The organism is Corynebacterium nuruki S6-4, from assembly GCF_007970465.1.
Lineage (GTDB): Bacteria > Actinomycetota > Actinomycetes > Mycobacteriales > Mycobacteriaceae > Corynebacterium > Corynebacterium nuruki.
In genome coordinates, this window is sequence record NZ_CP042429.1 from 1,328,689 (window position 1) to 1,342,970 (window position 14,282).

Sequence of the window (14,282 nt, forward strand, 5' to 3'; positions counted from 1 at the left end):
TTCGGCACGGAAAAGGACCGCACAACCCCCATGACCGCCGCCTCCACCGCCCCACCCGGGCAGAAACCCGCCCGGAAGACCTGGCGGACAACCTGGCCGATAGCGCTCGGCATCCTGTTCACACTCGGGTTGTTCGTGCTGTCCCTGTTCACCGGTGTCTACGACATCACCGGCGGTGAGGACGGCTGGAGCATGTTCTTCATCACCCGCGTCCCCCGCACCATCGCCCTCGCCCTCGCCGGCGCCGCGATGGCCATGTGCGGGCTGGTCATGCAGCTGCTCACCCAGAACAAGTTCGTCGGCCCCACCACCACCGGCACCACCGAGTGGGCCGGGCTCGGCCTGATCACCACCATGATCATCATCCCGGGGGCCTCCCTCAACGTCCGGATGATCGGCGCGATCCTCTTCGCCTTCGTGGGCACCGGGATCTTCTTCCTCTTCCTGCAGCGGGTGAAACTGAAGTCCTCGCTCATCGTGCCCATCGTCGGCATGATGCTCGGGGCGGTCGTCAGCTCGGTCTCCACCTTCGTCGCACTGAAGACCGACATGCTCCAGCAGCTCACCGTCTGGTTCACCGGTTCCTTCACCGGCGTGGTCCGGGGACGCTACGAGCTGCTCTACATCGTCCTCGTCGTCTGCGTCCTCATCTTCATCGTCGCCGACCGGTTCACCGTCGCCGGCCTCGGCCGGGACATCGCCACCAACGTCGGACTGCACTACGGCCGGATCCAGCTGCTGGGCATCGCGATGGTCGCCGTGGCCACCGGTATCGTCACCGTCGTCGTCGGCAACCTGCCGTTCCTCGGGCTCATCGTGCCGAACATCGTCTCGATCTTCCGCGGCGACAACCTGCGCTCCAACCTGCCCTGGGTCGCCATGCTCGGCATGTGGATCCTCATCATCGCCGACATCTTCGCCCGCACCGTCATCGCCCCCTTCGAGGTGCCCGTGTCGCTCGTCCTCGGCGTCCTCGGTGCGGTGGTCTTCGTGTTCCTGCTCGTGAGAGGACGCCGCCATGCCTGATGTCCGCCGCTCCGGCCCCTTCGTCTCCACCGGCCAGCGCACCCGCTACATCGTCCTCGTCGCGGTCCTGGTCCTGGCGGCCGCGGGCCTCACCCTGACCTACATGACCTACGGCAACCCGGTCCCCTTCGGACAGTCCGGGTTCTGGGCGATCGTCAACCTGCGCAAGAACGTGCTCATCGTCGTCGCCCTCGTGGCGTGCTGCCAGGCCTTCGCCACCGTGTCCTTCCAGACCGCCACGAACAACCGCATCATCACCCCGTCGATCATGGGCTTCGAGTCCATCTACGTGGTCATGCAGACCTCGGTGATCTTCTTCTTCGGCGCCCACGGCCTCAACGCCTTCACCGGCACCAGCCAGTTCCTGGTGCAGTCGGCGCTCATGATCGTCTTCGCGGTCCTCCTGTTCACCTGGCTGCTCTCCGGCCGGTTGGGGAACATCCAGGTCATGCTGCTCGTCGGTGTGGTCCTCGGCGGTGGGCTGCAGGCGGTGTCCACCTTCATGCAGCGGCTGCTCGACCCCAACGAGTTCGATCTGCTCACCGCCCGGACCTTCGGCAACATCGGCAACGCGGAGACCGGGAACTTCCCGATCGTCATCCCCGTCGTCATCGTCGTCTGCACCGTGCTCTACCTGCGGTCCCGCCGGATGAACGTCGTCGCCCTCGGTGCTGACACGGCCAACAACCTCGGCCTCAACCACCGCCGCGAGCTCATGCTCATCCTGTTCCTCGTGTCCGTCCTCATGGCCATGACCACCTCACTGGTGGGGCCGATGACCTTCCTCGGGTTCCTCGTCGCCACCATCGCCTACCAGCTGACGGACACCTACGACCACCGGCTCATCCTGCCGGTCGCCGCCCTGGTCGGCTACGTGTTCCTCCTCGGCTCGTTCTTCATCATGCGGAACTTCTTCAACGCGGAAGGCTCTGTGACGGTCATCATCGAGCTCATCGGCGGGTCCGTGTTCCTCCTGTACATCCTGCGGAAAGGTCGCCTGTGATCATCCTCGACAACATCTCCCGGTCCTACAGCGACGAGGTCACCATCGGGCCGGTCAACCTCGAGATCCCGGCCGGCGGCATGACCGCCCTCGTGGGCCCCAACGGTGCCGGCAAGTCCACCCTGCTCACCATGATCGGACGCCTCCAGAAGCCCAACACCGGCACGATCACCGTCGGCGGTCTCGACGTCGATTCCGCCCCCTCCGGCGACGTCGCCAAGCGGCTGTCGATCCTGCGGCAGGAGAACCACTTCGTCACCCGCCTCACCGTCCGCCAGCTCGTCGGCTTCGGCCGCTACCCGTACTCCCACGGCCGGCTGACCGTCGAGGACGAGGCCTACATCACCGAGGCCATCGACTTCCTCAACCTCGCCGAACTGGAGAACCGCTTCCTCGACCAGCTCTCCGGCGGGCAGCGCCAGCGGGCCTACGTCGCCATGGTGCTCGCCCAGAACACCGAGTACGTGCTGCTCGACGAACCCCTGAACAACCTGGACATGAAGCACGCGGTCCAGATGATGAAGCAACTGCGGCGGGCCTGTGACGAACTGGGACGCACCGTCGTCATCGTGCTGCACGACGTCAACTTCGCCGCCCGCTACGCCGACCACATCTGCGCGATGAACGACGGCCGGGTGACCATCTTCGGTACGCCGCAGGAGGTCATCCGGGACGAGGTCCTCACCGACATCTTCGGCACTCCCGTGAAGGTCCTCCAGACCGAGGACGGTCCGCTCGCCAGCTATTTCTGAGGGGTAACCTGGCGGGCATGACCACTCCGGACACGTTCCCGTCCTCCCCGCTGTTCGACCAGCTGAAGAAGGACGGCTTCCAGTTCCTCCTCTGGCGCGGCATCGTCGCCGTCATCGCCGGAATCCTGTTCATCATCTGGCCGTTCGGCTCCGCGACCGTCTTCGGCATCTTCATCGGCGCCTGGCTCGTCATCGACGGGCTGGTCACCTCCGGTCTCTCCGTCGACCTCAGGCGGGCCGGCGCCCCGTGGGGCTGGACGCTCACCGACGGCATCATCGGCATCATCGCCGGTGTCCTCGTGATCCTGTTCCCCGCCTCCTTCGCGATCGTCAGCGCCTTCTTCATCCTCGGTTTCATGGCCCTCGGCCTGGTGTTCCAGGGCGTCCTGCAGCTCAGCGTCCCCGCCGGTCTGCGCAGCGGCTGGTCGGTCACCGCGGGCATCATCAACATCCTGCTGGGTGTCGTCCTCGGCGCCCTGGCCATCACCAACCCGGTGGACAACGTCTGGAGCCTCGCCTGGCTCGCCGGCATCGCCGCCCTGGTGATCGGCATCTTCCTCATCTGGCTGTCGGTCAAGGTCCGCAACGCCGGTAAGTGACCCCGGTGACCCCGCCGCACCGGGCGGGGTAGGTTCGGGGCCATGACCGATCAGCAGCTCCCTCTCTCCGTCCTCGACTTCGCGACCGTGTACCCCGGGGAATCCCCGCGGGAGGCCTTCCAGCGTTCCGATGAACTCGCACAGGAGGCGGAACGGCTCGGCTACCTGCGCATCTGGTACTCCGAGCATCACAACATGCCGTCGATCGCCTCCTCGTCCCCCGCAGTGCTCATCTCGCATGTTGCCGCGGTGACCTCCACCATCCGGCTGGGGTCCGGAGGTGTGATGCTGCCGAACCACTCCCCGCTCGTCGTCGCCGAACAGTTCGGCACCCTCGCCGAGCTCTACCCCGACCGCATCGACCTCGGTCTCGGTCGCGCCCCCGGCACCGACCAGCGCACCGTCCAGGCACTGCGCCGCAGCCCCCGCGCCGCCGAGAACTTCCCCGAGGACGTCCTCGAACTGCGCGGGTACCTGGCCGGCAGGTCCCGCGTCGCCGGTGTCCAGGCGGTTCCGGGGGCGGACACGGAAGTCCCGCTCTACATCCTCGGCTCGTCGCTGTTCGGGGCGAATCTCGCCGCACAGCTCGGACTGCCGTACTCCTTCGCCTCCCACTTCGCGCCGGACGCCCTCGTCCCGGCCGTCACCGCCTACCGGGAGAACTACCAGCCCTCCGAGGCTTTCCCGGAGCCCTACGTCATCGCCGCGGTGAACGTCACGGCGTCCGACACGGAGGAGGACGCCGCCCGGCAGAACGAGATCTGCCGACGCCGCCGGGTGGAGTCCATGGCGGTGCGGCGCAGTGCACCGCTGTCGGAGGAGGAGCTCGACCTGCTGATGTCCTCCCCGGCGGCGGACCAGGTGCTGTCGATGCTCCGGTACCACGCCGTCGGCACCGGTGAGCAGGTCGCAGACTACCTGCAGGGCTTCGCCCGCCACGCGCAGGCCGACGAGCTGATGGTCGCCCCGCAGAACACCTCCACCTCCGAGATGCTCCGTGGTCTGGAGATCACGGCGGCCGCGACGGGGCTCAGCCCGCAGTGAGGCCGCCTGGGTGATTATGAGGGCAGTGTAACCTGGCTGGCATGGCTTCACAGAGTGATGATTTCCGCACGGTATTCAGGCACCATCCGGCCGGGGTCGTCCTCATCACTGCGACGGTCGACGGGGAACCTGTCGGCCTGATCGTCTCCAGTCTGGCGTCCCTCGCCGTCGACCCCCTGGGCGTGTCCTTCTCCCTGGCCAAGCACACCGGACGGCCCGGAAAACTGCTGCGGGCGGACAGTTACCTCATCCACTTCCTCAGCGAGGACCTGATGGACACCGCCCGGGAGTTCGCCGCCACCGACGGCCGCCACTTCACCCCGGAGCAGGGCTGGACCACCGCCGAAACCGGGGAACCCCTGCTCCCGTCCGCCCCCGCCGTCTTCCGGGCGCGCACCGCGGGCACCGTCGCGCTCGGCGACGCCACCCTCATCGCCGCCGAGGTCCTCTCCGTCACCGCCTCCCCCGAGATGCTGGCCGGTACCCTCCCCCGGGTGTTCTACGTCAACCACACCTTCCGGGTCCGCCCGGCCGAAGACCCGGCCGGAAACTAGACCGCGTCGGCGTTCCCGGCGCTCCATTCGGACCACGGGATGTTCCAGTCACCGAGTCCGTCGTAGCCCTCGAGCCGCGGCGCACCGGTGTTGTCCACCGTCACGATGTCACCGCGCTTGAAGTTGTCATAGACCCACTTCGCATCCTCCATCGACAGGTTAAGGCAGCCGTGGGAGGTGTCGGTGTTGCCCTGGGCCCACACCGACCACGGCGCAGCGTGCAGGTAGATGCCGCTGTAGGACATCTGCGTGGCGTAGGAGACCCGGGTGTTGTACCCGCCGGCGTCCAGGGCGAGACCGAAGGTGGTGGAGTCCATCGTCATCGAGTCGTACTGGTCACCGATCTGGTAGATACCGGTCGGCGTCGCGTTGCCCGGCATGCCCATCGACGTGGGCATCGTGCGGATGGTCTGACCGTTCTTCGTGACGACGACCTGCTTGGTGTTGTCGTCGGCGTGGGCGCGGATGTCGTCGCCGATGGTGAACGTGGCGTCCCGGTCGTTCTGGCCGTAGGTGCCGTCACCGACATCCGTACCGACCAGGTCGGCCTTCACCGAGACCTTGGTGCCGGGCTTCCAGTAGTGCTCCGGACGCCAGCGCACCTCCTGGTCGGTGATCCAGTAGAACGCACCGTCGACGTGCGGCTCGGTGGTGATCTTGATGGCGTCCTGGACGGCCTTGCGGTCGGTGGGGACCTCATCGAAACGCAGCGCGATGGACTGGCCGACGCCCACCGTCGAGCCGTCGAGCGGAGCAAGGGAACCGTCGGTGAGTACGGCCGGGGAGAACGTCGTGAAGGTCTGCGAGAGCTTGTCCTCGCCGCCCTTCGCGGTCAGCGAGTAGGCGGAGGCGTAGTCCAGCTTCCCGTCGGAGGTCCACTCCGTCCGGTCGTCGTTGAACGACCCCTTGACCTCGGTGCCGGCCGCGTCCGTCAGGCTGACCGAGTCGATGCCGTCGGCGTCCCGGACCGTCACCGGCTTGTCGACCTTGATCCCGTCGGCATTGTCCTTGACACTGCTGGCGAGCTTCCCGGCGGTCTCTCCGTCGGTCGTGTCGGCCGCGGTGGTCTGGGACGGGTCGGCGGAATCGTCGTCGTTGTCGATCGTGCAGGCACCGACCGTCAGGAGCGATGCTGCCCCGGCGGTGGCGACGACGGCGCGCAGGGCGTGTGACGGTGAGGCCGCGGCCCACGATGAGCCGCGGCGGCCGAAAATATGGAGCATGGGTGTTGTCGATCGCTTTCCGTGACTGGTGCGCCCCCGACACCTCCAGGAGGACGCACCGGCCAGTCAGTTGTGGTGAGTCAGAAAACGGCTGTCACCCGGACCGGGTGCGCCGTACGACCATCACCCTACCCAGCAGTCGGACAGGGACGAACCGACAAGCGGGTGGCCCTCATAATTGTGTCCCAATCGTTACCGCGGTGACAGAAAACCACCGTGGTGCGACCGGGTCCGCCCGGTTCCGTCCGGAATCAGGCGGGCGCGGTCGAGTGCGCCCGGGTCCGCCCGAGCGCGACAGTGCCGTGTCGGTGGTGCGACGGTGGAGCGACAGCGGCGTGAACGGGTTCGGCAGCTTCCGGGACTGACCGGGAAGATATGAGGTCCTACCTGCGGGTTTGCGCGTATTCCGGTGACGGCCTATAGTTCTATCTCGTTGCAGGGAGCAGCCGAGAGGTTGCCGAGAGCACAAGCGCCATTAGCTCAATTGGCAGAGCAGCTGACTCTTAATCAGCGGGTTCGGGGTTCGAGTCCCTGATGGCGCACAATAACCCCGGCGGGTTCATCCCGCCGGGGTTTTTCGTGTCCCCGGCCGACCCGGTCAGAGTTGGGGGTTAATGGGGTTGTCCCGAGCTGACCCGATTCTGCGTTCCCGGCCTGACGGAATTGACCGATCCGGGTCAACTCGGGCCAACACGACGTCCCCGGGACGACCGACCGGCGGGTGGCAGCGCAACCGTCGGCACGGCAGACCAAGCACGGCCTGCGGGCAGTCCGACCCGCGGAGAATAGCCGGAGTGGCAGCGCGTCTGCCGGTCTGCCAGAACCGCTGCCGGCCGGACGCCCTACCAGGACTGCCGGGAAACCTAACGCCGCTGCAGCAGCCCGGTCAGCGGACCGATCACCCAGTTCACCACCGCCATGATGATCGCCGCCCAGAACGCCGCACCGAAGGTGTCCACCTGCAGGCCGAGACCGATCGCATCGGAGAGCGCCGCGGCGACGAGGAAGACCACCGCATTGATGACCAGGGCGAACAGCCCCAGCGTCAGGACCGTGACCGGCAGGCCGATGAGGTGCAGCACCGGGCGCACCGTCATGTTGAGCAGCAGGATCACCGCACCGCAGCCCAGGAAGACCAGCAGCCGGTCCGCCGACCCGTCACCGACGATCGGGGTCGTCGGGGTGAGCACGCGCACCCCGCTCAGCAGCCCGGTGACCACCCACAGGGCGACCGCCGTCCCGGCGGCACGGACAAGGAAGTTCCACAGTGTCGACACGCCCCCGACGCTACCGTCGGCGCCACCTGGCCACCAGCGGGGGCAGGATCCGCGGCAGGTACGACCCGACCACCACCATCACCAGGGTGCGCAGCACCTGGCCGACGGTGACGACCGGCGCGGACCCCGCGTCATGGGCGAAGGCGAGGACCGCGTAGATACCGCCGGGGACCGTGGCGAGATAGGCGTCCAGCAGGTCGACGGAGGTCGTCGACGCGATGATGACAGCGGCGGCCACCGCCCCCAGGATCATGACGCCCACCGCGGTGAGGATGAGCGGCAGACTCCGGGCGAAGGTCCGCAGCGCGGTGATCGTCAACGTGCCGCCGGCCTGCACCCCGATGACCGCGTAGCCGGCGACGAGGATGAGACCCTCCGGGCTGATCCAGGCGTCCGGCACCCCGGCAAGACCGGCGAGCCAGGTGACGAGCATCGAGATCAGCAGATACGGCGCCGGCACACTGAACCACCGGGAGGTGACCCGGATGAGCAGCCACGTGACGCCCCAGATCACCGCCGCCCCCACGACAGGACGCCACGCCGGTTCCCACCACGGCACACCCCCTCCCCCATGTCCGGCGCCACCGGAACCACCCATGAGCTGGACGAACAGCGGCAGTGTCAGCACCACCAGGGACAGCCGCAGGTACTGGGTGAGGGTGATGAAGCGGACGTCGGCGTGCAGCTCCCGGGCGAGGATGACCATCGCACTCGCCCCACCGGCCAGGGTGGACATCACCGCGGAGACGGCGTCCGTCGCCCCGACCCGCCACAGCAGCCACCCGGTGACCACGCAGACGGCGAGGGTGGCGACCACCGACAGGAGCGTCGGTACGAGGTAACCGAGGACCGTCGGCCCGTCGAGGCTGAACAGCGGGGCGGTGCACACCATCGCGATGAGCACCTGCGCCGGCTGCATCAGCCGCGTCGGCGGGGTGACCTGCCGGTTCCGCAGGATCGCGTAGCCGCCGAACACGACGAGGAAGGCGAAGATCCAGGACGCCGGGACCCCGGCGACGGTGCAGCCCCACCCGACAAGGACGGCGACAGCACAGACCCCGGCGACCTCGAGGGTCCGCCGGGGTCTGTCACCGGAGGTGCCGGGAGTCGCCCGTCGTCGGGCGGTCATCAGCGCGCGTTGGCGAGCAGGCGCTGGATCTCCTTGATCTGCTTCTTCTCGTTCCGCTTGCTGCGCACCGTCAGGCCGACGAGCAGCACGACACCCGCGGCCACGCCGCCGATGACCAGCTGGACCTTCGGGTCGGCGAGGAAGTTCTGCGCCTGGTTCCTGGCGTTGTCGGCGAGGACCTTCGGTGCGGTACGCGCGGTCAGCTCGTCGAGCGTGCCGGCGAGCTGGTTACGGGTGCGTTCAATGTCGCGCTGAATCGCGTCGATGGTGCGTGCCACGGATGATCTCCTGGTGTAGTGAGCTGCGTATCGCCACACATTGTACGACGTGCCGACCCCGGCGTGCAGGCGAACCCCGTCCGAGATCCGGCATCCGGTGTCGCGGGTACCCTGGCGGCCATGAGCGACGCAACGAACACCAGCACCGTCCGACTTGCCGAGGGCGACACGGCCCCGGCCTTCACCCTCACCGACGACACGGGCTCCCAGGTCAGCCTGTCGGACTATCAGGGCCGCAAGGTCATCGTCTACTTCTACCCGAAGGCAGACACCCCCGGCTGCACCACCGAGGCCTGCGACTTCCGGGACTCGCTGACCGAGCTCAACGACGCGGGCATCGACGTCCTCGGCATCTCCCCGGACAAGCCGGAGAAGCTCGCGAAGTTCCGGGCGAACCACGAGCTCACCTTCCCGCTGCTCTCCGACCCGTCGAAGGAGACGCTGACGGCCTACGGCGCCTTCGGCGAGAAGAAGAACTACGGGAAGGTCGTCCAGGGCGTGATCCGCTCGACCTTCCTCGTCGACGAGGAGGGGAAGATCGCCCTGGCGAAGTACAACGTCAAGGCCACCGGGCACGTCGCCCGCATCGCGAAGGACGTGCTGGCGTAACAGCTGTCCGCCGGTCCCTGTACCGGCACAGTCCCCACCGGTGCGCCCGGGGAGACTCGAACTCCCACGTCCGTAGACACCAGGACCTAAACCTGGCGCGTCTGCCAGTTCCGCCACGGGCGCGCGCAGGTCATCGTAGCAGGCACCCTGCCACCGCCGGGGATTCGAACCCGTGCTGCACCACGGGTACGCTGGGGGCCGTGTCCGAGGGCAAGAAGAACAACCCGTTTCCGCTGCGCGTCCGCATCGTGCAGCTGGTGTTCCTCGCCGCCGCCGTGATCGCCACACTCTGTCTGGCGTGGTGGCAGTGGGGCCGGTGGCAGGATTCCGACGGCAGCTTCCAGAACCTCGGCTACGCCATCCAGTGGCCGATCTTCGGCATCTTCTTCATCGTCGCGTACCGCAAGTACATGGAGTACGAGCGCGACCGACTCAACGGTGACGACGCACCCGCCGCCCCCTCATCCACGGACGAGGGGACGATGACCGAGATCCCCGAGGACTTCCTCTCCTCGGCGGTCGGCCACTCCGGCGACGGGACGCAGGACGCCGCGGCCGATCCGTTCGTCGACGACCGGCGGCGCCGCTCCCGCGCCGCACACACCACGCCCAGCACAGAGAACAGGAACCGCTGAAGTCCATGAGCACGTCCTCCCCGAAGAACCCCGCCGCCACGCCGGAACGGAAGCGTCGCGTCCGGGGCGCGCTGACGCGGTACTCGGTGATGGCCTACATCACCGGTGTCATGCTGCTCCTGCTGTGCGTGGAGATGATCATCAAGTACATCGGCTACCCGATCATCCTCGACCGGCCCGCGGCGGACGCCCCGAGCTGGTTCTTCGTCATCGCGGCCGTCCACGGCTGGATCTTCATCATCTACTGCCTCACCTGCCTCGACCTCGGCGTGAAGGCCCGCTGGGTCCCGGCAAAGTGGGTCACCACCATCCTCGCCGGTGTCATCCCGGTCCTCTCCTTCATCCTTGAACGCCGACGCCGCAACGAGGTCGTGAGGACCTTCGACCTCGACAACTGACCTGGGTCAGGCCGGGTCTCACTCCAGGCTGCGGTCCACCGCCGGCTCCCCGGCCCAGTCGGCCGCCGCCCACGGATCATCGTCCACCGGCCCCGCCGGATCCCAGTCGTGGTCCAGGCAGGCCAGCACCGCCACCGCCGCCGCGTCGGTGCACACCCCCAGGGCCGACAGGTCGGGCAGGAACCCCGGATTGTGGTTCGAGGGCACGTCGATGTCCAGCCGGCCCGCCTTCACCGCCCGGTTCCACTGCCGTCGCGGCGTGATCCCCACCGTCCAGAACAGGTAGGGGCACCCGAACGCCGTGGGGATCACCGGAAAATCCTCGGACGCCGTCCACGGCTGCATGTCCACCGAATCCGCCCCGAAGCACTCGTCGAAATGCGGCCGCACCACGGCATGCACCCCCGGATCGTTCTCCGTGGCGGCGAGCAGACCGACGAACCGGAACTCGGGTTCCCGCTCCGCCCCCATCGACGCGGCCTCCGCCCGGACGATCCGCTTGATCGCCTCCACGCACCGCACCCGCAGCGCCTCATCGTAGAACCGGCAGCTCAGCGCGATCTTCGCCGAGTCGGGGATGACATTGTTGGCCTTGCCCGCCTCCACCGAGGCGACGGTCACCACCGCGAACTCCCCCGGTGGCACCTCCCGGGAGACGACGGTCTGCAGCTTCATCACGACGGACGCCGCGAGCACCACCGGGTCCACCGACCGGTGCGGCATCGAGGCGTGCGCGCCCCGGCCGAACAGGGTGATCTCGATGGTGGTCGAACTCGTCGTCATCGGCCCCGGAGAGCAGTAGACGGTCCCCGCCGGCCCCGGCAGCACATGCTGGTCGAGGCACACGTCGGGCCGGGGGACGGCGTCCAGCAGCCCGTCGGTGACCATGCCGTGGGCGCCGATGCCGATCTCCTCGGCCGGCTGGAACAGGATGATGACCGTCCCCGACCACCGGTCACGGGTGGCGTCGAGGATCGCCAGCGCACCCAGCGCGGCGGTGGTGTGGAGGTCGTGGCCGCAGGCGTGCATCGTCGGGACGAGCTGCCCGTCGGCGTTGAGCTGGGAATGGGTGGACGCGTACGGCACCCCGGTGGCTTCGGCGACGGGCAGGCCGTCGAAGTCCGCCCGGTACAGCACGGTGGGGCCGTCACCGCCGTCGCCGCCGTCACCTCCGCCGCTGTTGCGGAGCACGGCGGTGATCCCGTGACCGCCGATCCCGGTCGTGACCTCCCAGTCGGGGTAGCGGCGCAGTTCGGCGGCGATCCGTGCGGCGGTCTCCCGCTCGGCCCCGGACAGTTCCGGGTAGCGGTGCAGGTCCCTGTAGAGCGGGTCCTGCCAGCTCAGATCCGCCCGCGATGCTCCGACGAGGGTGGTGGGGCTGCCGACGACGCTCACGGCGGTGATGCTCCTTATCTCCCGGTTCCCCGGGCGGGGCAGGTGGTGGTGGTCAGTCACCCACCCTACTGAGTGTCTGCAGCATCGGCACCAGCTGCGCGAGCGCCCGACCGCGGTGGGACAGCTCATCCTTGCGTTCCGGGGCGAGCTCGGCCGAGGACCGGCCCGGTTCCTCGGCGGGAGCGAACAGCGGGTCGTAACCGAAACCGTTGTCGCCCTGCGGCGCGGTGAGCAGTGTCCCGGCCCAGGTGCCGCGGACGGTGTTCTCGGCGTCCAGTCCGGTCCGTGCCGCCAGTTCGGCGGGCAGGACCAGGGCGCACGCGGAGACGAAGGCCGCCCCACGGCGGTCGGCGGGCACGTCGGCGGTCTGGGCGAGCAGCAGGGCGTTGTTCGCCGCGTCGACATCGTCGTGGTCGGAGAGCACCGGGGAGTTCTTCCCGCCCGACCAGCGGGCCGACAGCACCCCCGGCATGCCGTTGAGTGCGTCGACACACAGCCCGGAATCGTCGGCGACGGTCGGCAGTCCGGCGTACCGGACGCCGTCGCGGGCCTTGATCAGCGCGTTCTCCTCGAACGTGGCGCCGGTCTCCGGAGTCTCCGGATACTCCGCGACATCACGCAGGGTGAGCAGTTCGATACCCCGGACGCCGGCGGCGGCGAGGACACGTTCCAGCTCGCCGAGCTTCTTGCGGTTACGGGAGGCGACGAGAACCTGCACGGCAGACCCCCTAGTTCCAGTCGCCGAGCGTCACGGCCTCGCCGAGCTCCGCGGCGAGCGACCGGCGCTGCAGGTCCACCAGATCGTGGAGTCCACCCTCGGCGAGATCGAGCAGGTCGTTGAGCTCGGACCGGCTGAACTCGGCGTGCTCGCCGGTGCCCTGGATCTCCACGAACTTCCCCTCGGCGGTCATGACGACGTTCATGTCGACGTCCGCCCGGCTGTCCTCCGGGTACGGCAGGTCGAGGCAGGGCACCCCGTCGATGACACCGACCGACACGGCGGCGACCGGGTCGAGCAGCGGCCGGCCGGGGACCACACCGCGCTTCTGCAGTACCGCGAGGGCGTCCGCCAGGGCGACATAGGCGCCGGTGATCGAGGCGGTGCGGGTGCCGCCGTCGGCCTGGAGCACGTCGCAGTCGATGTTCACGGTGTTCTCACCGAGCCCCCGCAGGTCCACCGCGGCGCGCAGCGACCGGCCGACGAGCCGGGAGATCTCGTGGGTGCGGCCCTTGACCTTGCCCTTGAGGGACTCGCGCGGCATCCGCTCGGCGGTGGCCGACGGCAGCATCGCGTACTCGGCGGTGAGCCAGCCCTCGCCGGAGTCCCGCTTGAACCGGGGCACCCCCTCGGAGACGCTGGCGGTGCACATCACGCGCGTGTTGCCGAACTCGATGAGGACCGAGCCGGCGGGGTTGGTGGTGAATCCACGGGTGATGCGGACCGGCCGCATCTCGTCGACGGCACGGCCGTCGAAGCGGGTGAAGTCACGCTGCTGATCAGAGGAAGTCATGCGGGACAGCCTACCGGCCGACCCCCACCACCAGATCAGGGCGGGCCAGCTCCACCGGTCCGTCGAAGAACCGGCGGGCCCCGCGCAGCGCACCCTCCGGATCCCCCCACGGCGGAATGTGGGTGAGCATGAGGCGCCCCACACCGGCCTCGGCGGCAGCCCGGCCGGCCTCCTCCCCCGACAGGTGCATCTGCGGCGGATTCGAGCCGTTGTCCCGCTCCCCCCAGGTCGCCTCGCACAGCAGGACGTCCGCACCGGCGGCGATGGCCGCGAGATGCCCCGTCGCGGCCGTGTCCCCGGAGTAGACCAGGCTGGCGCCCGAGGCGTCCTCGATCCGCATGAGATAGGACTCGGTGGGGTGCACCGCCGGGGCGGCGTACAGCCGGGTCGAGCCGATGCGCAGTTCCGGGTAGACGGTGCCGGCCGAGTCCGCGGAGAACGGCACCGGGGTGGCGTCCGCCGCCGGCGCCTGCCACGAGGTCATGACGAAGATGTCGGAGAAGTCGTCCGGGATCTCGGGGACGTCGGCGGCGGCCCGGCCGAGGTGCAGCGGGGCGATCGTCGGGCCGATGAGGGTGTGGCGCCGGGTCGACGCCGCCGTGGGGTGGAACCGCTGCCAGACCGCCAGGGACGGGAAGTCCAGGCAGTGGTCGGGGTGCAGGTGGGAGAACACCATGTGCACGTCGCCGGGTCGGCCGTGGACCTCGAGGCGCGCGAGGACGCCCGGCCCGATGTCCAGGAGGATCTGTTCACCGTCGGAGGCCCGGAGGAGGTAGCCGGAGGCGGCATTGTCCGGTCCGGCCAGTGACCCTGAACACCCCAGAATCGTCATGTCCATGAGGGTATCCT

Annotated in this window: 17 protein-coding genes and 2 tRNA genes; 10 read left to right on the forward strand and 9 right to left on the reverse strand. The window is 68.6% G+C overall.

What is annotated here, in order from left to right; translation table 11 throughout:
• The first annotated feature begins 30 nt into the window (after positions 1 to 30).
• From FSW06_RS05915 to FSW06_RS05940, 6 genes are read left to right on the forward strand one after another with little or no spacing between them, the layout of a single operon-like run.
• Positions 31 to 1,026, forward strand: a complete 996-nt coding sequence (locus FSW06_RS05915; protein ID WP_010121870.1) for an ABC transporter permease — start codon at positions 31 to 33, stop codon at positions 1,024 to 1,026.
• Positions 1,019 to 2,029 (forward strand): iron chelate uptake ABC transporter family permease subunit, encoded by a 1,011-nt coding sequence (locus FSW06_RS05920; RefSeq protein WP_010121872.1) that lies wholly within the window; start codon positions 1,019 to 1,021, stop codon positions 2,027 to 2,029. The genes FSW06_RS05915 and FSW06_RS05920 overlap by 8 nt, the downstream gene beginning before the upstream one ends.
• Positions 2,026 to 2,781, forward strand: a complete 756-nt coding sequence (locus FSW06_RS05925) for an iron ABC transporter ATP-binding protein (RefSeq protein ID WP_010121874.1) — start codon at positions 2,026 to 2,028, stop codon at positions 2,779 to 2,781. The genes FSW06_RS05920 and FSW06_RS05925 overlap by 4 nt, the downstream gene beginning before the upstream one ends.
• A 17-nt stretch (positions 2,782 to 2,798) precedes the next feature.
• A complete protein-coding gene (locus FSW06_RS05930) occupies positions 2,799 to 3,380 on the forward strand; it encodes an HdeD family acid-resistance protein (RefSeq protein ID WP_010121876.1) in 582 nt (193 codons plus the stop codon).
• Positions 3,381 to 3,422: 42 nt separating this feature from the next.
• Positions 3,423 to 4,424, forward strand: a complete 1,002-nt coding sequence (locus FSW06_RS05935; protein ID WP_010121878.1) for an LLM class flavin-dependent oxidoreductase — start codon at positions 3,423 to 3,425, stop codon at positions 4,422 to 4,424.
• A gap of 41 nt (positions 4,425 to 4,465) precedes the next feature.
• The gene (locus tag FSW06_RS05940; RefSeq protein WP_010121880.1) at positions 4,466 to 4,978 is read left to right on the forward strand and encodes a flavin reductase family protein; all 513 of its coding nucleotides are present in this window, start codon (positions 4,466 to 4,468) and stop codon (positions 4,976 to 4,978) included.
• Here FSW06_RS05940 and FSW06_RS05945 read toward each other — a convergent pair.
• The gene (locus FSW06_RS05945) at positions 4,975 to 6,201 is read right to left on the reverse strand and encodes a L,D-transpeptidase (protein WP_010121882.1); all 1,227 of its coding nucleotides are present in this window, start codon (positions 6,199 to 6,201) and stop codon (positions 4,975 to 4,977) included. The two genes, FSW06_RS05940 and FSW06_RS05945, sit on opposite strands and share 4 nt — an antisense overlap.
• Before the next feature lie 469 nt (positions 6,202 to 6,670).
• Here FSW06_RS05945 and FSW06_RS05950 point away from each other — a divergent pair.
• Positions 6,671 to 6,743, forward strand: a tRNA-Lys gene (locus tag FSW06_RS05950).
• 321 nt (positions 6,744 to 7,064) lie between these two features.
• On the opposite strand, the gene FSW06_RS05955 is transcribed toward FSW06_RS05950, so the two are convergent.
• The 3 genes from FSW06_RS05955 to FSW06_RS05965 are packed head-to-tail and all read right to left on the reverse strand — an operon-like array spanning position 7,065 to position 8,885.
• Positions 7,065 to 7,478, reverse strand: a complete 414-nt coding sequence (locus FSW06_RS05955; RefSeq protein ID WP_010121884.1) for a phage holin family protein — start codon at positions 7,476 to 7,478, stop codon at positions 7,065 to 7,067.
• 10 nt (positions 7,479 to 7,488) lie between these two features.
• Positions 7,489 to 8,607: an AbrB family transcriptional regulator gene (locus FSW06_RS05960; protein ID WP_010121885.1), complete on the reverse strand. Its 1,119-nt coding sequence runs from the start codon at positions 8,605 to 8,607 to the stop codon at positions 7,489 to 7,491.
• The gene (locus tag FSW06_RS05965) at positions 8,607 to 8,885 is read right to left on the reverse strand and encodes a DUF3618 domain-containing protein (protein ID WP_010121886.1); all 279 of its coding nucleotides are present in this window, start codon (positions 8,883 to 8,885) and stop codon (positions 8,607 to 8,609) included. The genes FSW06_RS05960 and FSW06_RS05965 overlap by 1 nt, the downstream gene beginning before the upstream one ends.
• A gap of 120 nt (positions 8,886 to 9,005) precedes the next feature.
• Between FSW06_RS05965 and bcp the strand changes: the two genes are divergently transcribed.
• Positions 9,006 to 9,494: a thioredoxin-dependent thiol peroxidase gene (gene bcp / locus FSW06_RS05970; RefSeq protein ID WP_010121887.1), complete on the forward strand. Its 489-nt coding sequence runs from the start codon at positions 9,006 to 9,008 to the stop codon at positions 9,492 to 9,494.
• A gap of 41 nt (positions 9,495 to 9,535) precedes the next feature.
• On the opposite strand, the gene FSW06_RS05975 is transcribed toward bcp, so the two are convergent.
• Positions 9,536 to 9,617 (reverse strand) — tRNA-Leu (locus tag FSW06_RS05975).
• Between the two features lie 77 nt (positions 9,618 to 9,694).
• Here FSW06_RS05975 and FSW06_RS05980 point away from each other — a divergent pair.
• Positions 9,695 to 10,129, forward strand: a complete 435-nt coding sequence (locus FSW06_RS05980) for a hypothetical protein (RefSeq protein ID WP_010121888.1) — start codon at positions 9,695 to 9,697, stop codon at positions 10,127 to 10,129.
• Between the two features lie 5 nt (positions 10,130 to 10,134).
• Entirely contained in the window at positions 10,135 to 10,527 is a 393-nt protein-coding gene (locus tag FSW06_RS05985; protein ID WP_010121889.1) for a DUF3817 domain-containing protein, read from the forward strand.
• A gap of 18 nt (positions 10,528 to 10,545) precedes the next feature.
• Here the strand turns inward: FSW06_RS05985 and FSW06_RS05990 are convergent, their stop codons facing one another.
• The 4 genes from FSW06_RS05990 to FSW06_RS06005 are packed head-to-tail and all read right to left on the reverse strand — an operon-like array spanning position 10,546 to position 14,271.
• The gene (locus FSW06_RS05990; RefSeq protein ID WP_010121891.1) at positions 10,546 to 11,922 is read right to left on the reverse strand and encodes an amidohydrolase; all 1,377 of its coding nucleotides are present in this window, start codon (positions 11,920 to 11,922) and stop codon (positions 10,546 to 10,548) included.
• Positions 11,923 to 11,974: 52 nt separating this feature from the next.
• A complete protein-coding gene (locus tag FSW06_RS05995; RefSeq protein WP_010121893.1) occupies positions 11,975 to 12,640 on the reverse strand; it encodes a non-canonical purine NTP pyrophosphatase in 666 nt (221 codons plus the stop codon).
• Between the two features lie 10 nt (positions 12,641 to 12,650).
• Entirely contained in the window at positions 12,651 to 13,433 is a 783-nt protein-coding gene (gene rph, locus FSW06_RS06000) for a ribonuclease PH (RefSeq protein ID WP_010121895.1), read from the reverse strand.
• A 10-nt stretch (positions 13,434 to 13,443) separates the two neighbouring features.
• Positions 13,444 to 14,271 (reverse strand): MBL fold metallo-hydrolase, encoded by an 828-nt coding sequence (locus tag FSW06_RS06005; protein ID WP_010121897.1) that lies wholly within the window; start codon positions 14,269 to 14,271, stop codon positions 13,444 to 13,446.
• Between the last annotated feature and the right edge of the window lie 11 nt (positions 14,272 to 14,282).